This window comes from uncultured Methylovirgula sp., from assembly GCF_947646745.1.
Classification (GTDB): domain Bacteria; phylum Pseudomonadota; class Alphaproteobacteria; order Rhizobiales; family Beijerinckiaceae; genus Methylovirgula.
This window is the reverse complement of sequence record NZ_CANSHK010000008.1, coordinates 17,567-37,808: the sequence shown is the minus strand read 5'-3', so window position 1 is coordinate 37,808 and position 20,242 is coordinate 17,567. Positions and strand designations below refer to the sequence as shown.

The window sequence follows — 20,242 nt, the reverse complement described above, 5'->3', positions numbered from 1 at the left end:
AGCTATTTTCCCTTGAGCCGGGCAAAGGCAAGGACTATTGTGCAGGGACGTGGTCATTTGGGCCGGCCGGCTTGCCGCCACGTTAAACAAGGGACTAAAAGGGCCGAGGCTGCGAAGCATTCCCCCTTTTCAATCCGTCCTTTGCGATCTGCCGTCCGGGCCGCGCCCCCGCCGGACCGCGCTTGCCCCGTGCGGCCCGCGAGCAGGAGAAGAGAATGACAAAAAAAACGCCGGGCGATGCGCTGAAGGACCCGAAGAATTGGCGCGAAGCCACGCGGCTGATCCATGGCGGGACGTTGCGTTCGCAGTTCGGCGAGACCTCGGAGGCGCTCTTTCTGACCCAAGGCTTTGTCTATGACACGGCTGAAGCCGCCGAAGCGCGCTTCAATGGGCAGGACCCCGGCTTCATCTATTCGCGCTATTCCAACCCGACCGTCGCCATGTTCGAGGAGCGCATGTGCCTGCTCGAAGGCGCCGAGGCGGCGCGGGCGACGGCAAGCGGCATGGCCGCCGTCACCGCCGCGCTGCTGGGCCAACTCAGGGCCGGCGATCATGTCGTCTCGGCACGGGCCCTGTTCGGCTCCTGCCTTTATGTGGTCGAAGACCTGCTGCCGCGATTTGGCGTGGCGGCAACGCTCGTCGACGGCGCCGATCTCGCCCAATGGGAAGCGGCAGTGCGGCCGGAAACCAAAGCCTTCTTCCTCGAAAGCCCGACCAACCCGAGTCTCGACGTCTATGACATCGAGGCGATCGCCGCGATTGCCCACCGGCACGGCGCGCGGCTCGTCGTCGACAATGTCTTCGCCTCGCCGATCCTGCAGAAGCCGCTGCAACTCGGCGCCGATTGCACCGTCTATTCGACGACCAAGCATATTGACGGCCAGGGCCGATGTCTCGGCGGCATCATCCTGTCGAGTCGCGAATTCATCGACACCCATATGCAGACGTTCCTGCGCCAAACCGGCCCGGCCCTTTCGCCGTTCAACGCTTGGGTCATGCTGAAATCGCTGGAGACGCTACCCTTGCGCGTCAACCACCAGGCGGCGAGCGCGGCGCGGATCGCCGATGTCCTGGCCGAACACCCGAACGTAACGCGGCTCACTTATCCCGGCCGGCCCGATCACCCCCAGGCGGCGATCGTGCGGCGGCAGATGAAGGGCGGCGGCACGGTCGTAACCTTTGAAGTGCCGGGCGGCAAGGCCGGCGCTTTTGCGGTGGCCAACGCCCTTTCGATCATCAAGATTTCAAACAATCTCGGCGATGCGAAAAGCATCATCACCCATCCGGCAACGACGACCCACCAGCGCCTGACGCCGGAGGCACGGGCCAAAATGGGGATTAGCGACGGGATGCTGCGGCTTTCCGTCGGCCTCGAAGATGCCGATGATCTGCTCACCGATTTGACCCAGGCGCTCGCGGCGCTTGCGCGGCCCGGGCTGGCGGCCGAATAGACAGACATTCGAGAAACTTATTTTACTTCGACGCAAAATTTGGCGGACTTCTAACGAATTTTCAACCATCTGCGCGGCACGGTGTGCGCTCCGGAGACCGCGATGATGTTGAAATTTCGCAGTCTATTGGTGTCGCTGGTCCTGCCGCTTATGGTCGTCGCCTCAGGCTTCGAGAAAGCGCCGGACCAGGCCGACGCTAAACTGCGCCAGCAATATGTGCGGCCGACCGCGACGCCCTATCCGGACGACGATCCCTATTCGCCGGCCAAAGAGGCGCTCGGACGCACCATGTTCTTCGATCCTTTGCTGTCGGGATCGGGGACGCATAGTTGCGCGACCTGCCACGATCCAAAATTGTCGTTCACGGATCACCGTCCGCGTGCCATCGGCGATGCCGGGCGTCCTATGGCGGTCCGCTCGCCGACGCTGCTCAACGTGGCGTTCATCGATCGCTATGGCTGGACCGGAAAATTTGCGACCCTGGAGAAGGTGTCGTTTGCGCCGATTATGGCGGCGGGCAATCTCAACCTCACCGAAGCCGCCTTGATCGCCCGCCTCTCGGCGGTGCCGACTTACGTGCAGGCTTTTTCGACGACCTTCCCGGATCATAAGATTGACCGCAAGAATATCGCGATGGCGCTTGCGACCTATGTGCGTTCGATCCAGTCGACGCCGGCGCCCTTCGACCGCTGGATCATGGGCGATGAGAATGCCATCAGCCCGGCCGCGAAACACGGCTTTGCGATTTTCAACGGCAAGGGCAATTGCGCGCAATGCCACAGCGGCTGGGCCTTTACCGACGGTTCCTTCCACGACATCGGTGTCGCCAAGGGTAACGACATCGGCCGCGGCGCATTTTTCAAATCGTCGGTCAAGCTGCGCTATGCGTTCAAGACGCCGACGTTGCGCAACGTCGCCGAGCGCAGCCCCTATATGCATGACGGATCGGTGCCGACGCTCGAAGCCGTGATCGATCTCTATGACCGGGGCGGCATCGATCGGCCGAGCCGTTCGGAACTGATCCATCCGCTCGGGCTGACTCCAACGGAAAAAGCCGATCTCATCGCTTTTCTGAAAACGCTGACCAGCGAGACGGAAGTCGTCGCTTTGCCACCGCCGCCGCGTTGATTTAGCAGCCGCGCGGCACCAAGAGTCCAATCAGCACAAGGCCCGCGATGAAAAGCGTGCCGCCGGATTGTTCGAGCCGCAAGCTGTAGCTCGGCATTCGTGGCGCGGCATAGGCTAAGCCTGTGCCGAGGAGAAGATTGAATAGACTCAAGGCGAGGATCATGCGGGCCTCGTTGCGACTCCGAATTTCCTCGATGATCGGACTTCGGCCTTTAGCAATTCCTTTCGAGGCCGAGCTTTCTTCCATCAACGTTAATGTCTTGACTTCTTCGGTTAACCAATTGTTAAGAACAAGCGCGACCGATCGTTAAAATTCGATTAAATTGACGTCGTTTTGGAATTACCAACGGGGAATTGCGAATGTTGGGTCGGTGGGGCAGCCGTCGCATAGCGGCCGCGGGCGGGCTCGCTTTGAGTGCAAGCACTTTTTGCACCGAGCAGGCGAGCGCCCACGTCAAGTGGTTCTGCGCTTACAATGTCGCCGGTCAGCCGCGCGGCCTCGAAAATGTCCTCTGTCCGGACTTCGAAGTCCTGATGCTGGTGGCGTTTACGATGCTGCTCTTCGGCTACATTGTCGAATGGAGCGCGATCGGGACGGCTTTGCTTGCGGCGCTGAACCGTGTCACCAGCGGCTTGCGCGCCGATACCGAAGTCATCGTGCGTGCTGCTTGCGGCTTCTTTTTCGTGGCCTGTTGGGCAAACGGCGGCGTCATTCTAACGCCCGAACTCAAGACCGCCTCGCCGCTCATTCCGTGGATTCAGCTTGCGCTGGCGGCCGGACTGATCTGGCGCGAAACGCTGATTTTCACCGCGCTCGGCATCGCCGGTTTGTTCTTTTATGCCGTCTACGAATACGGCATTTTCCATCTGCTCGATTATCCGATCTTCCTCGGCATCGCGGCTTATCTCGGGCTGACGGGCCTGAACCGCGACTTCTTCGGCATGCGGCCGCTCGACCTCATGCGCTACAGCGCCGCCGTGACCTTGATGTGGGCCTCGGTCGAAAAGTGGGCCTATCCGCAATGGACCTACCCCCTGTTCGTCACGCATCCGGACATGAGCTTCGGCTTTACGCCGGAGTTCTATTTGCGTGCTGCCGGCATGGTCGAATTCACGCTGTCCTTCGCCTTGATCCTGACGCCGCTCGTGCGTCGCGTCGCGGCCATCATTCTCTGTACGATGTTCGTCGCGGCGGTGCCGGAATTCGGCAAGATCGACGCGATCGGCCATGCGCCCATCATCGCGGTCATCTTGGGCATTATCGGCGATGACGCGCCAAGCCGGCGGCTCGTCCATTTGCGGCTCGGTATCAAGGAAAATCTGGCGCGCTTCAAAGTGGCGATATCGGGTTGGGATTTCCTTTTGATCCCGGCAGCTTATTGTGCCGCCCTCGCCTGTTTCCTTGTCGCCTATTATGCGCTGCATTCCGTGCTCTACGGAACGCATATTGCCTAAACTGCGGTTGCGGAAAATCCGTTGCGATCGCAAAGGTCCGAACCGCTAAGCTGAAGCGAGAAGAAAGCTCCGGAACACCGCCGGAGCTTTTTCATTTGACGACGACGACAAGCTTCATCTTAGGATGGATGCCGCAAAGGACATTGAACGTTCCCGGCACCGAGAAGACGATGTCCGTCTTACTGCCGGGCAATTGGTCGCCCGAGTCGAAATTGAACGAGTCCGACTCGACATAGGCGTGGTGCAGAAGGTCGCCGTCATCGTTAACGATGCGCACCGTGTCGCCCTGTTTGATACTGAGAAAAACCGGATGGAACGCCCGCCCGCGCTGCGAAACGACATAGGGCACAGATCCCTGTTGCGTCCACGCGGCGCCGCCGGCAATCAATATCAGCGCCCCCGCCGCGCCCAACATCGAGAGCCGGGCGGGCCGATATCCGATCAGAGACCTGAAAAGGGGCATTCACGTCATCCATCGCCGTCAGACCGGCGCAACCTTTCCGAGCAGCGATTCGCGATTCGGTTAACTAAAGGCGAAATCAGCACTTTTTGGCTTCGTTAGGCAAGTAAATTTAGCCTCGTCTTAACCTGAAATAGCTCAAAAGAGCCTATTCAAGTCGAGTTATTTTGATGAGTAGCCATAAAGCTTCGCAGGCCTTGCGCGTAACAACGGGCAAACCACGCTCGCCCTTGGGCCAATTAGCCCAGCTTGCGCAAACGATTCGCGGTCGGATTCTCACGGCTTTCCTTGCCATGAGCGTGATCACGGCCGCGCTTGGCGGCTATGCCGCGCTCGGGATTCGCCGCGCCGGCGTGCTGGTTTCGAAGACCTTCGATGAATCGCTGATGTCGATCAATTATGCGCGCGCCGCCTCTGCCGATTTTGCGGCGATGCAGGTGGCTTTCGCGCGGCGCTGGAGCGCCACGCATCCCGAGATCCGCGTCAAGCTGGATAAGACGATCGCCGATCTTGAGGAAAATCTGTCGGAAGATCTGCAGATTGCCGCCGAACGTTCGCAATCGTTGCGCGCGGCGCGGGCGGCCGCCGAGGTGCAGTCCGCCGCCGACACCTGGAGCGATGCGCGCCGCCATCTGCCGGACAACCTGTCGCTCAATGCCGCCTGGGAAGCCCTCGACCCTTATGCGGAGACGGTGTCGGAGCAGATCGATCTCCTCGTCAATTACACGGCGGGCGATGGCTTCACCTATCGCCAAAGCGCGCGCCAGCAAGTCGCGGTTGCGACCGATCTCGCGCTCCTCGGAACCGCCGGCGCGCTGGTGCTCTCGGGCCTCGTTGTGCTGTTGCTATCGCGGCGGATCACCAAGCCTGTCGCCACGGCCTCTGCCGTCGCCAAGCGTATCGCCAGCGGCCAGCTCGACGTCGAAATCCCCGCCGGCAGCGCCGACGAGCTCGGCGCCTTGCTCGACGCCATGCGCACCATGCGCGACAACATCCGCGCGATGATGGAGCGCGAAGTCGCTCAACGCCGCACGGCGCAGGTCCGCCTGGCCGACGCCTTGGAGAGCTCGCGCGAAGGCATTGTCGTCGTCGATGCCAACCATCGCATTGCGCTCGCCAATTCTCAGGCCAATGAATTTTTCGGCAACGTCATGGGCCTGCTTGAGCCAGGCCGATCCGCTGGCGCCGCCGCACAATCGAACGATCTTGCCTCGGCGACCCTGTCGGCGGAAGGAATCTCGCCGGAGACCGAGGAAATCCGGCTGCCCGATGGGCGCTGGCTGCGCGTCAGCCGCAGCGCTACCCATGACGGCGGCTTCATCACCGTCTACAGCGATATCAGCGTCCTGAAGGACCAGGAGGCAAAGCTCAAGACGACAAATCTTTTGCTCGATGCCGCGCTCGACAACATGTCCCAGGGCCTTTGCCTTTACGATAGCGAGCACAGGCTGAAGGTCGTCAATCGCCGCTTTTGCGAAATCTTCCGCCTGTCGCCGGCACAATTGCGCCCCGGCATCGTATTCCGCGATGTTCTCGCGCTGAGCGTCGCCGCAGGCAATCACGTCGATGTCACCGCCGACGAACTGTTCGCCCAGGAAAGCCCGCTGATCGATCAGCGGATCGCAGCGACGCGGTTCATGGAATTAAGCAACAGCCGCGTGATCCTCATCGCCCGCCAGCCGACTGCCGACGGTGGCTGGGTTGCGACCTATGAAGACGTGACGGAGCGTCGCCGCGCCGAAGAGCGCATTGTCTTCATGGCGCGACACGATGCGTTGACGGGTCTGCCCAACCGGGTCTTCTTCGCCGAGCGGATCGAGACGGCGATCAGCCAGATCGGCCGCGGCAGCTCCGGCTTCGCCGTTCTCAGTCTCGATCTCGACCATTTCAAGCAGATCAACGATACGCTGGGACACCCCGTCGGCGATGAACTGCTCCGCTCTGCGGCGGAGCGGCTGCATGCCTGCGTGCGCGAAGTCGACACGGTGAGTCGGCTCGGCGGCGACGAATTCGCCATTCTGCAAGCCGGCCTCGAAAAGCCCGAGGACGCGGCCTTGCTCGCCCGCCGCATCGTCGAAATCTTGAGCGTGCCTTATGAGATCGAGGGCAATCGCCTGACGATCAGCGTCAGCATCGGCATCGCGGTCGCGCCGGGCGACGGCATGGCCTACGACAAGCTTTTGAAAAGCGCCGACGTCGCGCTCTATCTCGCCAAAGCCGATGGACGCGCGACCTGGCGCTTCTTCGAGCCCGAGATGGATGTGCGCCTGCAAATGCGCCGCGCGCTCGAACTCGATCTGCGCGACGCTTTGGCTAATAACGAATTCGAAGTTTACTATCAGCCGATCTTCGATCTGCGCGAAAACCGGATCGGCGGATTCGAAGCTCTGCTGCGCTGGAACCATCCAACGCGCGGGCAGGTTTCGCCCGCCGAATTCATCTCGCTCGCGGAGGAAATCGGCCTCATCGTGCCGCTTGGCGAATGGGTCCTGCGGACCGCCTGCGCCCAAGCCGCGACCTGGCCGAAATATATCAAGATCGCAGTCAATGTCTCGGTCGTGCAGTTCAAGAACGACCAGTTCGTATCCATGGTCACGAACAACGTGCGCGCCGCGGGCTTGTCGGCGCGGCGGCTCGAGCTCGAAATCACCGAATCCTTGTTGTTGACCAACACCAATGCGACGCTCGCCAAATTGCACCAATTGCACGATTTCGGCGTTCATATCGCCATGGACGATTTCGGCACCGGCTATTCTTCATTGAGCTATCTGCGCAGCTTCCCCTTCGACAAGATCAAGATCGATCAGTCCTTCGTCCGCGCCATGTCGGACAAGGACGGTTCGCGCGCTATCGTTCGCGCCATGACCGCAATGGGCAGCAGCCTCGGCATTCGCACGACGGCCGAGGGCGTCGAGACCCAGGAGCAGCTTGCCTGGTTGCGTGCCGCGGGCTGCGATGAGGCGCAAGGCTATTTGTTCAGCCGTCCGGTTCCGTCGAACAAGATTCCGCGGCTGCTCACGGAATGGAACGGCCTGAAACGCGAGGCGGTCTAGCCTCCGACCGCCCCTCGACGCGCATGCGCCGCCCGTGCTAATGGCCTGCCTTCCCCGAAGGATGCCCGAGGCCCGATGCGTCCGCTTGCCATTCTGCCATCCGTCCTCGCCGCCGATTGGACCGCCATGGGCCAATCGGTGAAAAGCGTGATGGCCGCCGGCGCCGATATCGTCCATCTCGATGTGATGGACGGGCATTTCGTGCCGAATATCAGCTTCGGCCCGGATATGGTGAAAGCCATCCGCAGCATCACCGATGCGCGGCTTGACGTTCACCTGATGATCGCGCCGGTCGATCCTTATATCGAAGCCTTCGCCAAAGCCGGCGCCGATGTGATCACGGTCCATCCCGAAGCCGGGCCGCATCTGCATCGCTCTCTGAGCGCCATCCGCGAGCTCGGCAAAAAGGCCGGCGTGGCGCTCAATCCGGCGACGCCGGTTTCCGCACTCGAACATGTTCTCGACGAACTCGATCTTATTCTGGTGATGAGCGTCAATCCTGGCTTCGGCGGCCAGGCCTTTATCCGCTCATCGCTGGAAAAGCTCGAACTCGTCCGGGCGATGACAGCCGGCCGCGATATTGATATCGAGGTGGACGGCGGCATAACGGCCGAAACCGCCGGCCTCGTCGCCGGCGCCGGCGCCAATTGGCTTGTCGCGGGCTCCGCTGTGTTCAAGGGCGGCCCCGATGCCTATGCCGGCAATATCGCCGCCATCCGCAAGGCCGCGCAGATCGCGCGCGGCGAAATCGCTTAACTCGAGTCAGGTTCTATGATCCCGCGCTATTCCCGCCCTGAAATGGCTTCGCTTTGGGAGCCGCAGACGCGCTTTCGCATCTGGTTCGAAATCGAAGCCCACGCCTGCGATGCGATGGCCGAGATCGGCATCGTGCCGAAAGCCGCCGTCGAGATCATTTGGGCCAAGGGCAAGCATCTCGATTTCGATGTCGCCCGCATCGATGCCATCGAGAAGGTGACGAAGCACGATGTCATCGCCTTCCTGACATATCTCGCGGACGAGATCGGCCCGGAGGCGCGATTTCTTCATCTCGGCATGACCTCGTCAGACTTGCTCGATACGTGCCTTGCGGTGCAGCTTTCGCGCGCCGCCGATCTCCTGATCAAGGATTTGGACGGCCTTCTCAAAGCGCTGAAGCGCCGCGCGCTGGAACATAAAATGACGCCCAGCATCGGCCGTTCGCATGGCATTCATGCCGAGCCGGTGACATTCGGGCTGAAGCTCGCGGAAGCCTATGCGGAATTCTCCCGCGCCCGCGCCCGCCTCGTTGCGGCGCGAGCCGAGATCGCGACCTGCGCGATATCCGGCGCCGTCGGAACCTTCGCCAACATCGATCCGCGCGTCGAGGACTATGTCGCACGCAAGCTCAGCCTGACGCCGGAACCGGCTTCGACGCAGATTATTCCGCGCGACCGCCATGCTATGTTTTTCGCGACGCTCGGCGTCGTCGCCTCGTCGGTCGAACGGCTCGCCACCGAAATCCGCCATCTGCAACGCACCGAAGTGCTCGAAGCGGAAGAATATTTTTCCGAGGGGCAAAAGGGCTCCTCGGCCATGCCGCACAAGCGCAATCCCGTGCTCAGCGAAAATCTGACCGGCCTCGCCCGCCTCGTGCGCGGCATGGCCCTGCCGGCGATGGAAGACGTGGCGCTCTGGCACGAACGCGACATTTCGCATTCCTCGGTCGAGCGGGTGATCGGCCCCGATGCGACGATTGCGCTCGATTTCGCGCTGACGCGGCTCGCCGACGTCATCGATAAGCTTGTCGTCTATCCGGAGAATATGAAAAAGAACCTCGAGGCGCTCGGCGGCCTCATCCATTCGCAACGCGTCCTGCTGGCGCTGACACAAAAAGGCCTGGCACGGGAGCGCGCCTATACGCTCGTCCAGCGCAATGCGATGCCGGTTTGGCGCGGCGAAGGCAATTTTCTCGATTTGTTGAAGAAAGATGCCGACGTCAAGGCGGTGCTGAGCGATGGCGAACTCGAAAGCCTGTTCGACCTCGGCTATCATCTCAAGCACGTCGATTATATCTTCAATCGCGTCTTTGGTGAGAGTTAAGTCAATGAATGCTAACGACCGCCTCGCCGCGCTGATGCCGATCGTCGTCAATGACGATGAACTGCACGCGCGCTGGCTCAATACCTTCTCCTATCTCGAATATGTCGGCTTTCGCAAAATCATCAAAAGCCAGCGCGCCGATGTATTGAGCCGGGCGTTTCTCAATCATGCTTTGGAGGAAGGCGGCCACGCTTTCCTCCTCAAGAACATGGCGGTGAAGGTCGGCGGCAAGGCATTCGATTATTATAAACCGGAGACGATGCTCTGCGCCGAGGCCGCGCGCGCCTATTTCCAGACCCTCGATCACGGTTGCGACGAAAAATTCGCTAGCCTGCCTGACTTGGAGCGATCGCAGATCGTCTACCATTATGTCACCTGGCTGATCGAGCGGCGCGCCCTCGATGTCTACGGCCGCTACAAGAATGCGCTCGGCGCCTCGCCACTCGCGGCGCAGCTCGATGATCTGCTCGGCGAAGAGGTCGGCCATTTGCGCCAAGTCGAGGCCTTGCTTGCCGCCAGCGATCCGGACCATGAAAAGCGGGCGCCGGCGCTCGAAGCATTCGAGCAGGATCTCTTTTCGGCGTTCGTCGCAGCCTTGGCGCAAGAGATCGCGCCGGCCAAACATCCTGCCTGACTGATGCGGACGAGCGACGCCGATATTCTCATCATCCCAGGGCTGGGCGGTTCGGGGCCCGACCATTGGCAGAGCCGCTGGCAGGCCAAGCTTTCGACGGCGCGGCGCGTCGAGCAAAAGAATTGGGATCGGCCGCATCTCACCGATTGGCGTGATGCCATCGCCACCGCCATCGCCGAGGCAGAGCGCCCGGTGATCCTCGTCGCACACAGCCTCGGCGCCGTCACCGCCGCCGACGTCGCCGCGGCGTTCGGCGACAAGATCAAGGGCGGCTTCCTTGTCGCGCCGCCGTCGCTGCGCGCCATCGGGGAGATCGCGGCGATCGATCCGCGCTTCACCGAAATATCGCACGCCGCGTTGCCCTTCCCGAGCGTCCTCGTCGCAAGCCGCGACGACCCCTATGCGACCTTCGCGGAATCCGAGGATTTCGCCCGCACTTGGGGGGCGGAGATCGCCGATGCCGGCAATGCCGGCCATATCAACGCGGCAAGCGGCCACGGCCCCTGGCCGGAGGGGCTGATGCGGCTCGCAAGTTTTCTTAAAACCCTGTGAGTCATTCTGCGCTTCTCGACTTTGGCCAGCCCCCAACGCTAGAAGCAAAACAAAAAAGCCGCCCGAGGGCGGCTTTTGATCGCGTTCGCGCCGAACACTCAGCGTGAATAAAATTCGATGACGAGGTTCGGTTCCATCTGCACCGGATAGGGCACTTCCCGCGGCAGCGGAATGCGCGTCAGCTTCGCGGTGAACTTATTGTGGTCGACCTCGAAATAATCCGGCACGTCGCGTTCGGCGAGGCCGACGGCCTCGAGGACGAGCGTCAACTGGCGCGAGGATTCCTTCACCTCGACGACATCGCCGACCTTCACCTGATAGGAGGCGATGTTGACGCGCTTGCCGTTCACCTTGACATGGCCGTGGTTGATGAACTGGCGCGCCGCAAAGACGGTCGGCACGAATTTGGCGCGATAGACGACTGCATCGAGGCGGCGCTCCAGGAGGCCGATCAGATGATCGCCTGAGTCGCCCTTGAGGCGGATCGCCTCGGTGTAATATTTGCGGAACTGACGCTCGGAAATATTGCCGTAATAGCCCTTGAGCTTCTGCTTGGCCTTGAGCTGCGTGCCGAAGTCCGAGAGCTTGCCCTTGCGGCGCTGGCCATGCTGGCCGGGGCCATATTCGCGGCGGTTCACAGGGCTCTTGGGGCGACCCCAGATATTCTGCCCCATGCGGCGGTCGATTTTATATTTGGCTTCTGCGCGTTTGGTCATCGCGTCCTCAAAATTGCGGGCGAGAACGCGCGCGTATCACCCGGCCTTGCCGGGCATACCGCCAATCGCGTCCCCGCCGTGGGAATAAGCCGCCGGAAATCGCATGATTCCGGCCTATGGCTTGGCGGAGGTCCGCGCCCTCCTCTGCAAGGAAACCTTGCCGACAGGCGCTCGTCTCGAACAAAGTTCAAGAAGCGCCACGGGTGCGCATGGCGGCAAGCCGCCATGAAAGAAGGCGCCCGAAGGCGCCCGCTGAGAAGCCTGTAAGAAGAATGCCGCGGGAAGTCAAGCGGATAGCTGGCTCGCGGGCGGCGCGGCGGCGCCCTTGGCGACGGTTAGAGGCTCAAGGATTTCAAGGGCGTCGCCGACATTGAGCGTTTTGCCCCCTTGATCGCCGTGCGGCCGCGTATTGACCGATAAGCGATAATACGGGGTCATCCGCTCGCGCACCACCCAGGCCGGCAACGTATCGCGCCGGAAATGGCGAAAACGCTGGGTGAAGGTCGGATCGTCCGCACCCGTCCACGGGTTTCGCGGCGGCACGGTGCAGCGCATGCACGGATTGACACCTTCGAAAATCACGTCGCCGATGCGGAATTTGATGGTCGTGCCCTCGATGCCGAAGAGCCGCTCTTCCCAGAACGCGGGAACTCCGTCGACTTCGAGATTGGCGCGAAACCGCCGCCGGGCCTCGTCGACCGAAAAGTCGAACCAGCCTGCCACCGTCGCCAGCGTCGCCGTGCTGATGACGGTCGGTCCGGGAGAATTCGTGTCGTCAGGGAAGCCCTGCTCCGTGTTGGCCTTCAGCGCGACGGGAAAGCCGAAATAACTCTCGAGCCATCTTTCGAATCCGCTCACATCTTCGCTGAGCCCGAACGTGTCGGGCGCGAGCCCGCATTCGCTCTCGTCTCGCAAACTCACTGCCGGCGCATCGAGATGAATCTCGGCGCGGATGCGGTGGATCGTCGGATAGGCCTTGGCGTTGACGAATTCGCCCTTGCCGTCAAAGAGCGCCCAGAGGCGATCGTGCTCAAGCGCGCCGCTCGGCAGCACGCGCGTCTTTTGCAGATCGACCCGGTCCAGCGATTTGATCGGATAGATATCGATGCGAGCGAGATAGGGGGTAGGCTCGGTCATGATGTGCCGTCTCTCTTCGCCAGAAGCAGACATCGCGCGCCGGCCCATGACCACGTCCAGATTTTAATTAAAGCATCGGTCCAGCCGACCTATTCACTGTGCGGCAAGCACCCGGCGGTGGGTCAAGACCGTCAGCGCATTGATAGAGCCGGGCAATCACCATACGTAACAATCAATTGGCGCTTGGCGCCGATCGGCGCCAATCTCCGCCAGCTGTATCGACAGCAATATAGCTGAAACGACAGCATCCTCAGGGAGGAAGACATGGCGAAGATCATTTGCGTTCTCTATGACGACCCGGTCGACGGCTATCCCGAGACCTATGCCCGCGACTCGATCCCGGCGATCAAATCCTATCCCGACGGCCAGACGGCGCCGACGCCGTCGGCAATCGATTTCAGCCCCGGCGCGCTGCTCGGCAGCGTCTCCGGCGCCCTCGGCCTCAAGAAATGGGCCAAGGACAATGGCCACGAGCTGATCGTGACCTCGGACAAGGACGGCGCGCATTCGACGCTCGACAAGGAACTGCATGATGCCGATGTGGTGATCTCGCAGCCGTTCTGGCCGGCCTATATGACGGCCGAACGCATCGCCAAGGCGAAGAATCTCAAGCTTATCGTCACGGCCGGCATCGGCTCCGACCACACCGATCTCGAAGCCGCGAACAAGCACAAGGTCACCGTCGCGGAGGTCACCTATTCGAACAGCATCAGCGTCGCCGAACATGTGGTGATGATGATCCTGAGCCTCGTGCGCAATTACATCCCCTCGCACGATTGGGTGCGCCAGGGCGGCTGGAACATCGCCGATTGCTCGGAGCGCGCCTACGATCTCGAAGGCATGCATGTCGGCACCGTCGCGGCGGGGCGCATCGGCCTTGCGGTGCTGCGGCGCCTGAAACCCTTCGATGTCAAGCTCCATTACACCGATCGGCATCGCCTCCCGGCCACGGTCGAGAACGAACTCGGCCTCGCCTTCCACGCAAATCGCGAGGACCTCTTCAAGGTGTGCGACGTCATCACGCTCAATACGCCGCTGCATCCCGAAACCGAGCATATGATCAACGATCGAACTCTCGCGACGATGAAGCGTGGCACCTATCTTGTGAACACGGCGCGTGGCAAGCTCTGCGACCGCGACGCGATCGTCCGCGCGCTCGAAAGCGGTCAGCTCGCGGGCTATGCCGGCGATGTCTGGTATCCGCAGCCGGCCCCTAAGGATCATCCCTGGCGGACCATGCCGCACGAAGGCATGACACCGCACACATCCGGCACCACGCTTTCGGCACAGGCGCGCTATGCCGCCGGTACGCGCGAAATCCTCGAATGTTTCTTCGCCGGCAAGCCGATCCGCGATGAATATCTCATCGTCCAGGGCGGCCATCTCGCCGGCGTCGGGGCGCATTCCTATAGCGTCGCGCAATAGCCAGAAAGGTCCGGCGCGCTCTTAAACGCGCCGGACCACGATATGAGACCGCTGAATCGCGCGGGCTTACGACGCAGGCACGCCGCGTGCCTCGCCAGGCCGCATGCCGAAGCGACGCTGATAGGCGCGGCTGAAGGCGCTCTCCGATTTATATCCGACCGCGTCTGCGACCGCGGCAATGGAGAGAGCCGTGGTGGACAGTTTGCGCCGGGCAAGTTCAAGCCTGAGCTCGGCGAGGAATGCGAGCGGCGCTTGCGCCGCCGTGCGCTGAAACATGCGCACAAGGCTGGCGCGCGAAGCATTGGCGCAAGCGGCAAGCTCATCCAAGGTCCAGCTCTTGGCTGGATCTTCCAAAATCGCCGCCATTGCGCGTCCGGCCTGCGGATGCGCCAGCAGCCCCAGTAAGCCGCTGCTATAGTCTTCGCGCTCGAAATGGATGCGCACGACCATGACGAACAATGCGCTCGCGAGGTCGTTCGCAATGGCCTCGGCACCGGCGCGGGCGTTTTCGAGCTCTTCCTGAATGGAGACCATCAAGAGGCGCAGACGCGACGCGACAGGTTCATGGGCGTTGGCGGACACCACGATGACGTCAGGCAGCGCAGCCAGGACGAGATTGTCGGGCGCGAGTTCGAAACGCAATCGGCCGCAGATGAGCTGCGTCTCCGGTTCTTGGTCGGTGTTGACCACAAGATCGATGGCGCCGCGTGGGTCGGAGCGGATATCGAAGGGGCCAACCGCACCGGCCGGTGTCGTCTGTCCTCTGATGCTGTGGCTGCCGCCATGCGGCAGAACGACGACGTCGCCCGCCGAAAGCGGGATCGAGCGTCGGATGTCATTCAAATCGATGACACAGGTGCCCCGCGTGACAAAGTGAAACGGCGCCCAGTCGCCCGCGTCTGCCGGTTGATGAGACGCCCATTGCGCCCCGAATCGACACACCTGCTGCAGCACCGGGCGCACGCGAAGCAAAGGCGCCAAGCCACTTAAACTATCGGCCGATCGCGCCACCATCACGATGCCTCGAAATTGATACGCTTGGCCATATGCGTGAGCCGCGCGGCCATTCGCCCGCCTTCGCGCCCGGTTTAGTCTTGCGGCCAGCCGCTGCTTCAGCAGGAAACCATGATGCTATTCGATCAAAAGGGCGATTGCGAGAATGGAGCCAAGGCCTTCGTCCTGCGCATTCTCGTCACCAAGGTCAGCGCCCATTGGCGCGTCCATTTGCCCATTGCGCTGACCGCGGCGATTGTTGCGCGCATCCAGATCTCCGGCGAGATCGGTGATATGACACTGGAACGTCAGGAGACCGTCACACTCGTGCTCGGCATCATCCCGGCGTCAGGCTGGAAAATCCGGCTGGTTGGGCTGCTGCGCGATGCGAGCGATCCCCTTGACGAACCCTGGAGACAGTCATGAGCAAGCCTTTCTCCCGCCGTGCGTTCCTCGGTGCGGCCTTGGCGGCGAGTACGCTACCGGCGTGGCCGGCCGCCGCATTCGCGGGTGCGAAACGCCTTGTCGCCGGCACGCGCACGCTCGAGGTCAATGGCCGGACCGCCAAAGTTTTCGGTCTCACCGGGCCGAATGGACGGCCGGGCATCAGCCTTGCGCCGGGCGAACGGTTCAATGTGACTCTCGCCAACGAGACCGGCGTCGAGACGCTCGTCCATTGGCATGGGCAGCTTCCGCCTTGGACCCAGGACGGCTTTCCCTGGCCGCAAACGCCGCCGCTGGCGAATGGCACCGCTCAGGCCTACGATTACGCGCCGATTCCCGGCACGTACTGGATGCACTCGCACCACGGCATGCAGGAACAGAATTTGCTGACCGCGCCGCTCATCGTCCACGACGACGCGGCACTGCGCGAGGACCGGCAGGAGATCGTGCTCATGCTGCACGATTTCACGTTCCGTACACCCGATGAATTGCTGGCGGATCTGACAGGCGCAAACAAAGCCTCAGCCCCTGCCACGATGCCGATGGCAAAAAATCCGCAGCCTATGTCTCGCATGACTGACATGCCCGATATGCCGGGCATGGATATGTCCGGCATGCACATGTCCGGCGACATGCCTATGGATCTGAACGATATTCACTACGATGCCTTCCTTGCCAACGACCGGACGCTCCGCGACCCCGAGGTCGTGCGGGTCGAACGCGGCGGCCGGATCCGGCTCCGCATCATCAATGGGGCATCTTCGAGTCAGTTCTGGATCGATCTCGGCGCCCTTGTCGGCCGTGTCGTCGCAACCGACGGCCATCCGGTCCATCCCATTGCGGGCAGCCGTTTCCCCATCGCGATGGCACAGCGGCTCGACCTGCTGATCGACCTGCCGAAGGGCGGTGCTTTTCCGATCTTGGCCAGGCTCGAAGGATCCGACCGCCAGACCGGACTGATCCTCTCGACTGCGGGCGCGCAAGTCCAGCGCCTTGCCGAGAGCGGACGCCCTGCTCCAGCCGTCGATAATTCGCTCGAGATGCGGCTGATGGCCGTTCAGCCGCTGGCCCCGCGCCCGGCGGATATCGTTCGCACGATTGCGCTCGGCGGGGCGATGAAACCTTATGCCTGGTCAATCGACGGCGCATACTGGCCGCACGTCGCGCCGCTCATGCTGCGCAAAGGGCAGCGTATCGAGATCGATCTGGTCAATCATTCGATGATGGCGCATCCGATGCATCTGCATGGCCATGCATTTCAGGTGATCGCCATCGACGGCCAGGCGATCCGCGGCGCGGTCCGCGACACCGTCCTTGTGGCGCCGATGATGGGCCGCGTCAGGATCGCCTTCGATGCTGACAATCCGGGGCGCTGGGCGTTCCATTGCCACAACCTCTACCACATGATGACCGGCATGATGACGGAGTTCCGCTATCAGGGAATCGCTGCCTAGCGATTTGCTCTTTCCTCACCCGCACGCCAGCCGTTGGTCATAACCGTCGGAGAACAGAGCCATGATGCTCGATTGGAATGAATATCGTCAGCAGCTCGCCGGCGGCGTCCGCGAAATCGGACAGCTCAGCCCCGGCACCGTCAAAGGCTATCTTGAACTCGGCTCGGCGGGGCAGAAGACCGATTTGCTCGGCGCGAAAATACGCGAGCTCATCGGGCTCGCGGTCGCCGTCACGCTACGCTGCGACGGCTGCATTGCAGTCCACACCGAAGCCGCGCTCCGCCACGGTGCATCGGATGAAGAGATTGCGGAAGCGCTGGGCGCCGCCGTCGCCGTCAATGCCGGGGCAGCCCTCGTCTATTCGACACGGGTCATGGATGCGGTCAAGGAATATCCGTCGCATCGATTGACAGCGTGACGCTCGGCAATCATTTCCCGGTTTCGAGCACGATCTTGCCGACGTGCTTGCCGCTTTCCATCAATTCATGCGCCGCGCGCGCATTCTCTAATGGAAAGGTTGCTTGCACGGCCGGCAGCGCCTTGCCGCGCTCGAGCGACGGCCAGATTTTATCATGCAGCGCACGGCCGACCTCGGCCTTCTGCTCGGCCGTGCGGATGCGCATGGTCGAACCGGTGAGCGTCAGGCGCTTCAGCATGATCGGCAGGAAGTCGAAAGCTTCGACGCTGCTGCCCTGCTGGAAGGCGATTTGCACCAGCCGGCCCTCGAGACCGAGAAGCGCGAGGTTTTTCTGGATATAGCTGCCGCCGACCATGTCGAGGATGACATCCACGCCGCGTTTCGCCGTCAGTGCTTTCACCTCGGTGAAGAAATCATGGGTCTTGTAATCGATGGCATGATCGGCCCCGAGCGTCCGGCAGAAGGCGCATTTTTCCGCCGAGCCTGCCGTCGCGATCACCTGCGAGCCAAAGAGCTTGGCGAGCTGAATGGCGGTCGCTCCGATGCCGCCGGCACCGCCGTGGACGAGGAGGGTTTCGCCGGGCTTCAGCCGTCCGCGCGTAAATACGTTATCGAAGACGGTGTAATAAGTCTCTGGAATTGCCGCCGCCTCGACAAGACTCACGCCGCGTGGCACCGGCAGGCAAACCCGCGCATCGGCGACGGCATATTCGGCATAGCCGCCCGAGCCGACGAGCGCGCAGACCATAGCGCCGAGATGCGGCGATGACACGCCCTCGCCCAAAGCGACGACGCGGCCGGCAATCTCGAGTCCGGGCACCTCGCTTTCGCCCGCCGGCGGCGGATAGTGCCCCTCCCGCTGGAGACAATCCGGCCGGTTGACGCCGGCCGCAACGACTTCAACGAGAACTTTTCCCGGGCCCGGCGCGGGAAGAGCCGTTTCGCGCAGACGGATCACATCCGGGGCGCCGGCACCATCGAAAACGATCTCGCGCATCAGTTTTGGAAGAGCCAAGATGAACTCCTGTTCTTGCGCGAGAACCGCGCGGCGGCTTTGGCGTCACCAAACAGGCAAATAGGCGGGACGTCCGCCGCTTCTTACTGCGTGTCGCCGCGCGAAACAAACATGCCGCAACGCGCAAGTTTCCATGCGGTTGCGCGGAGCCAAGAGCTGACGATGATCGGAATGTGCGCAATGGCTATGGCAAAGGCGCGTTGCGCCCTCGGGCTTGCCCGCGCCGCCAGGACGGCGCGGACGTTGCGTTCGCGCTATTTCGCTTTCAATTTCAGCGCGCCGGCCAATTGAGCCATGAGGTAGCCGAGAATGACGCCGGCGATCGCGGACAAAATGACGAGGACGAGCGGGTTGGCTGCGCTGACCTCGGTCACGGTGGCGAGCTTGCCCGCCGAGAGAGTGTAAGCGACCACCATGGCGAAGCCATAGATATTCGCCGGCACGAACGAAAGCTGTTCGATGGACGCGACAATGACGAGGAAAAAGACGAAGAAGCCGACGACCAAGGCTGGCCAGATCGTGCCGAGGCTCGGCATCGGCACTTTGTCAATCACGAGCAACGTGATCCAACCGACGATGGCGCCATAGATGATACCCGCAAGCGTCTTCACCAACGCATTATTGTCGCCGCCCGCGGCAAAGAAACAGGCGGCCGTGATGAATCCGCCCCAGACAAAGACATAAGGCGCGAGCGGACCCAACGCGAGATACGCCCATATCGCACCCAGGACCGCGACACTGATTGATAAGGCAAGCAATTGTGACATCGACCTCTCCCCGGATATTGATCTTTTAGGAGCATGCGGCCGCTTCGGAGGCGTTTGTGTTGCCGAACGCTCCGGTTAAAACGCTAGCATAATGCCCATAGGCTAGCCATCGAAGCCCCGCCCGGGACGGTATAAAGTTGTGCACATTGACCAGAGAGCGAGCGCCGTGGTGAGGCCGGTTGCGGTACCGACGGCCGCGATCATCCTTGCCGGGGGCCGCGCGACGCGCATGGGCGGCGCCGACAAGCCCTTGCAAAGGCTGGGATCCAGGCCGCTCATCGGGCACGTGATGGCGGCGCTCGCGGCGCAATGCGCGAGCCTTGTCATCAATGCCAATGGCGATCCTGCCCGCTTTGCGACGCTCGGCGTCCCCGTCGTCCCGGACGAGTTGCCGGACTTTCCCGGCCCTTTGGCTGGCATTCTCGCCGGCCTCGATCATTTTGCGGCGCAGCGTCCCGATCTCGAATTTGCCGTGAGCGCCGCGACCGATACGCCCTTCCTCCCGGACGATCTCGTCACCCGGCTTCACGCGGCACGCATGGCGGCAAAGGCCGAGATCGCCATCGCGCGCTCGGACAATATCGTTCATCCGACCTTCGCATTGTGGCCGATCCGCCTGCGGAGCGATTTGCGCGCCGCGCTTGTCGAGGAGGATTTGCGCCGCGTCACCAGCTTCTTCGCGCGCCATGCCTGCGCCTATGCCGATTGGCCGATCGCCCCCTTCGATCCGTTCTTCAACGTCAACACACCGGATGACTTGCAGCGCGGCGCGGAAATTCTCGCGGCGCGCGACGCCGCCGTCAGCCGCGCCGCACAATCTCAAACATGAAAACCTCACCTTCGGCGCGGCTGTCGGCGAGACGATCGCCCGTCTCATGAATTAAGTGCGGAATATCGATCTTGGACAAAGGATCGGTACAAAGGACAATGAGCCGGTCACCCGCGGCAAGCCGGGCGAGCGCCTTGCGGGTATGCAAAACCGGCAAGGGACATTTGAGCCCTTTCAAGTCCAATTCTTTGACGCGATCTGTCATATTATACATGTACAGGATGAGGAGGAC

The 20,242-nt window shown here is 61.9% G+C and carries 21 protein-coding genes and 1 riboswitch; of the genes, 13 read left to right on the top strand and 8 right to left on the bottom strand.

Annotated features, from left to right (window positions below; all coding sequences use genetic code 11):
- Positions 1-39 precede the first annotated feature (39 nt).
- Positions 40-119: riboswitch (SAM riboswitch) on the top strand.
- A 96-nt stretch (positions 120-215) separates the two neighbouring features.
- Positions 216-1,451 (top strand): O-succinylhomoserine sulfhydrylase, encoded by a 1,236-nt coding sequence (locus Q0025_RS03750; protein ID WP_297296155.1) that lies wholly within the window; start codon positions 216-218, stop codon positions 1,449-1,451.
- Positions 1,452-1,553: 102 nt separating this feature from the next.
- Positions 1,554-2,579 carry a cytochrome c peroxidase gene (locus tag Q0025_RS03745; RefSeq protein ID WP_297296153.1) on the top strand — a complete coding sequence of 342 codons (1,026 nt, stop codon included), beginning with the start codon at positions 1,554-1,556 and terminating at the stop codon, positions 2,577-2,579.
- A 1-nt stretch (position 2,580) separates the two neighbouring features.
- Here Q0025_RS03745 and Q0025_RS03740 read toward each other — a convergent pair whose 3' ends face one another.
- Positions 2,581-2,742, bottom strand: a complete 162-nt coding sequence (locus Q0025_RS03740; protein WP_297296151.1) for a hypothetical protein — start codon at positions 2,740-2,742, stop codon at positions 2,581-2,583.
- Between the two features lie 248 nt (positions 2,743-2,990).
- Between Q0025_RS03740 and Q0025_RS03735 the strand changes: the two genes are divergently transcribed.
- Positions 2,991-4,034: a DoxX family membrane protein gene (locus Q0025_RS03735; protein WP_297296150.1), complete on the top strand. Its 1,044-nt coding sequence runs from the start codon at positions 2,991-2,993 to the stop codon at positions 4,032-4,034.
- Positions 4,035-4,125: 91 nt separating this feature from the next.
- Here the strand turns inward: Q0025_RS03735 and Q0025_RS03730 are convergent, their stop codons facing one another.
- Positions 4,126-4,497 carry a hypothetical protein gene (locus tag Q0025_RS03730; RefSeq protein WP_297296148.1) on the bottom strand — a complete coding sequence of 124 codons (372 nt, stop codon included), beginning with the start codon at positions 4,495-4,497 and terminating at the stop codon, positions 4,126-4,128.
- A 290-nt stretch (positions 4,498-4,787) separates the two neighbouring features.
- Between Q0025_RS03730 and Q0025_RS03725 the strand changes: the two genes are divergently transcribed.
- The 5 genes from Q0025_RS03725 (at position 4,788) to Q0025_RS03705 (ending at position 10,812) form a co-directional block, all read left to right on the top strand.
- The gene (locus Q0025_RS03725) at positions 4,788-7,547 is read left to right on the top strand and encodes an EAL domain-containing protein (protein ID WP_297296146.1); all 2,760 of its coding nucleotides are present in this window, start codon (positions 4,788-4,790) and stop codon (positions 7,545-7,547) included.
- A gap of 75 nt (positions 7,548-7,622) precedes the next feature.
- Positions 7,623-8,303 carry a ribulose-phosphate 3-epimerase gene (rpe, locus tag Q0025_RS03720; RefSeq protein ID WP_297296144.1) on the top strand — a complete coding sequence of 227 codons (681 nt, stop codon included), beginning with the start codon at positions 7,623-7,625 and terminating at the stop codon, positions 8,301-8,303.
- A 15-nt stretch (positions 8,304-8,318) separates the two neighbouring features.
- Positions 8,319-9,626 (top strand): adenylosuccinate lyase, encoded by a 1,308-nt coding sequence (gene purB, locus Q0025_RS03715; RefSeq protein ID WP_297296142.1) that lies wholly within the window; start codon positions 8,319-8,321, stop codon positions 9,624-9,626.
- Positions 9,627-9,630: 4 nt separating this feature from the next.
- The gene (locus tag Q0025_RS03710) at positions 9,631-10,260 is read left to right on the top strand and encodes a hypothetical protein (protein ID WP_297296140.1); all 630 of its coding nucleotides are present in this window, start codon (positions 9,631-9,633) and stop codon (positions 10,258-10,260) included.
- A gap of 3 nt (positions 10,261-10,263) precedes the next feature.
- Entirely contained in the window at positions 10,264-10,812 is a 549-nt protein-coding gene (locus tag Q0025_RS03705; protein ID WP_297296138.1) for an alpha/beta fold hydrolase, read from the top strand.
- 98 nt (positions 10,813-10,910) lie between these two features.
- On the opposite strand, the gene rpsD is transcribed toward Q0025_RS03705, so the two are convergent.
- Both rpsD and Q0025_RS03695 read right to left on the bottom strand, forming a co-directional pair.
- Positions 10,911-11,528, bottom strand: a complete 618-nt coding sequence (gene rpsD / locus Q0025_RS03700) for a 30S ribosomal protein S4 (protein ID WP_297296136.1) — start codon at positions 11,526-11,528, stop codon at positions 10,911-10,913.
- 285 nt (positions 11,529-11,813) lie between these two features.
- A complete protein-coding gene (locus Q0025_RS03695; protein ID WP_297296134.1) occupies positions 11,814-12,665 on the bottom strand; it encodes an MOSC N-terminal beta barrel domain-containing protein in 852 nt (283 codons plus the stop codon).
- A 264-nt stretch (positions 12,666-12,929) separates the two neighbouring features.
- Between Q0025_RS03695 and Q0025_RS03690 the strand changes: the two genes are divergently transcribed.
- Positions 12,930-14,090: an NAD-dependent formate dehydrogenase gene (locus Q0025_RS03690; protein WP_297296132.1), complete on the top strand. Its 1,161-nt coding sequence runs from the start codon at positions 12,930-12,932 to the stop codon at positions 14,088-14,090.
- A 66-nt stretch (positions 14,091-14,156) separates the two neighbouring features.
- Here the strand turns inward: Q0025_RS03690 and Q0025_RS03685 are convergent, their stop codons facing one another.
- Positions 14,157-15,104, bottom strand: a complete 948-nt coding sequence (locus Q0025_RS03685) for an AraC family transcriptional regulator (RefSeq protein WP_297296130.1) — start codon at positions 15,102-15,104, stop codon at positions 14,157-14,159.
- A gap of 114 nt (positions 15,105-15,218) precedes the next feature.
- Between Q0025_RS03685 and Q0025_RS03680 the strand changes: the two genes are divergently transcribed.
- The 3 genes from Q0025_RS03680 (at position 15,219) to Q0025_RS03670 (ending at position 17,399) form a co-directional block, all read left to right on the top strand.
- Positions 15,219-15,509 carry a hypothetical protein gene (locus Q0025_RS03680; protein WP_297296128.1) on the top strand — a complete coding sequence of 97 codons (291 nt, stop codon included), beginning with the start codon at positions 15,219-15,221 and terminating at the stop codon, positions 15,507-15,509.
- On the top strand, positions 15,506-16,981 hold the full coding sequence (locus Q0025_RS03675) for a multicopper oxidase family protein (protein ID WP_297296126.1): 1,476 nt from the start codon (positions 15,506-15,508) through the stop codon (positions 16,979-16,981). The genes Q0025_RS03680 and Q0025_RS03675 overlap by 4 nt, the downstream gene beginning before the upstream one ends.
- 64 nt (positions 16,982-17,045) lie before the next feature.
- A complete protein-coding gene (locus Q0025_RS03670) occupies positions 17,046-17,399 on the top strand; it encodes a carboxymuconolactone decarboxylase family protein (RefSeq protein WP_297296236.1) in 354 nt (117 codons plus the stop codon).
- A gap of 10 nt (positions 17,400-17,409) precedes the next feature.
- On the opposite strand, the gene Q0025_RS03665 is transcribed toward Q0025_RS03670, so the two are convergent.
- Both Q0025_RS03665 and Q0025_RS03660 read right to left on the bottom strand, forming a co-directional pair.
- Positions 17,410-18,417, bottom strand: a complete 1,008-nt coding sequence (locus Q0025_RS03665) for an NAD(P)H-quinone oxidoreductase (RefSeq protein ID WP_297296234.1) — start codon at positions 18,415-18,417, stop codon at positions 17,410-17,412.
- Between the two features lie 251 nt (positions 18,418-18,668).
- Complete coding sequence (locus tag Q0025_RS03660) at positions 18,669-19,181, bottom strand: DUF1097 domain-containing protein (protein ID WP_297296124.1); 513 nt, start codon at positions 19,179-19,181, stop codon at positions 18,669-18,671.
- A gap of 166 nt (positions 19,182-19,347) precedes the next feature.
- Between Q0025_RS03660 and mobA the strand changes: the two genes are divergently transcribed.
- On the top strand, positions 19,348-20,010 hold the full coding sequence (gene mobA / locus Q0025_RS03655; protein WP_297296122.1) for a molybdenum cofactor guanylyltransferase MobA: 663 nt from the start codon (positions 19,348-19,350) through the stop codon (positions 20,008-20,010).
- Here mobA and Q0025_RS03650 read toward each other — a convergent pair.
- Positions 19,982-20,215, bottom strand: a complete 234-nt coding sequence (locus Q0025_RS03650) for a sulfurtransferase TusA family protein (RefSeq protein ID WP_297296233.1) — start codon at positions 20,213-20,215, stop codon at positions 19,982-19,984. The two genes, mobA and Q0025_RS03650, sit on opposite strands and share 29 nt — an antisense overlap.
- Positions 20,216-20,242: the final 27 nt, after the last annotated feature.

What these genes read in the sequence shown, in the direction of transcription:
- Q0025_RS03750 (WP_297296155.1), top strand. Translation starts at nt 216, where the DNA reads ATGACAAAAAAAACGCCGGGCGATGCGCTGAAGGACCCGAAGAATTGG.
- Q0025_RS03745 (WP_297296153.1), top strand. Translation starts at nt 1,554, where the DNA reads ATGATGTTGAAATTTCGCAGTCTATTGGTGTCGCTGGTCCTGCCGCTT.
- Q0025_RS03740 (WP_297296151.1), bottom strand. Translation starts at nt 2,742, where the DNA reads ATGATCCTCGCCTTGAGTCTATTCAATCTTCTCCTCGGCACAGGCTTA.
- Q0025_RS03730 (WP_297296148.1), bottom strand. Translation starts at nt 4,497, where the DNA reads ATGCCCCTTTTCAGGTCTCTGATCGGATATCGGCCCGCCCGGCTCTCG.
- Q0025_RS03725 (WP_297296146.1), top strand. Translation starts at nt 4,788, where the DNA reads ATGAGCGTGATCACGGCCGCGCTTGGCGGCTATGCCGCGCTCGGGATT.
- rpe (WP_297296144.1), top strand. Translation starts at nt 7,623, where the DNA reads ATGCGTCCGCTTGCCATTCTGCCATCCGTCCTCGCCGCCGATTGGACC.
- purB (WP_297296142.1), top strand. Translation starts at nt 8,319, where the DNA reads ATGATCCCGCGCTATTCCCGCCCTGAAATGGCTTCGCTTTGGGAGCCG.
- Q0025_RS03710 (WP_297296140.1), top strand. Translation starts at nt 9,631, where the DNA reads ATGAATGCTAACGACCGCCTCGCCGCGCTGATGCCGATCGTCGTCAAT.
- Q0025_RS03705 (WP_297296138.1), top strand. Translation starts at nt 10,264, where the DNA reads ATGCGGACGAGCGACGCCGATATTCTCATCATCCCAGGGCTGGGCGGT.
- rpsD (WP_297296136.1), bottom strand. Translation starts at nt 11,528, where the DNA reads ATGACCAAACGCGCAGAAGCCAAATATAAAATCGACCGCCGCATGGGG.
- Q0025_RS03695 (WP_297296134.1), bottom strand. Translation starts at nt 12,665, where the DNA reads ATGACCGAGCCTACCCCCTATCTCGCTCGCATCGATATCTATCCGATC.
- Q0025_RS03690 (WP_297296132.1), top strand. Translation starts at nt 12,930, where the DNA reads ATGGCGAAGATCATTTGCGTTCTCTATGACGACCCGGTCGACGGCTAT.
- Q0025_RS03685 (WP_297296130.1), bottom strand. Translation starts at nt 15,104, where the DNA reads ATGGTGGCGCGATCGGCCGATAGTTTAAGTGGCTTGGCGCCTTTGCTT.
- Q0025_RS03680 (WP_297296128.1), top strand. Translation starts at nt 15,219, where the DNA reads ATGCTATTCGATCAAAAGGGCGATTGCGAGAATGGAGCCAAGGCCTTC.
- Q0025_RS03675 (WP_297296126.1), top strand. Translation starts at nt 15,506, where the DNA reads ATGAGCAAGCCTTTCTCCCGCCGTGCGTTCCTCGGTGCGGCCTTGGCG.
- Q0025_RS03670 (WP_297296236.1), top strand. Translation starts at nt 17,046, where the DNA reads ATGCTCGATTGGAATGAATATCGTCAGCAGCTCGCCGGCGGCGTCCGC.
- Q0025_RS03660 (WP_297296124.1), bottom strand. Translation starts at nt 19,181, where the DNA reads ATGTCACAATTGCTTGCCTTATCAATCAGTGTCGCGGTCCTGGGTGCG.
- Q0025_RS03650 (WP_297296233.1), bottom strand. Translation starts at nt 20,215, where the DNA reads ATGACAGATCGCGTCAAAGAATTGGACTTGAAAGGGCTCAAATGTCCC.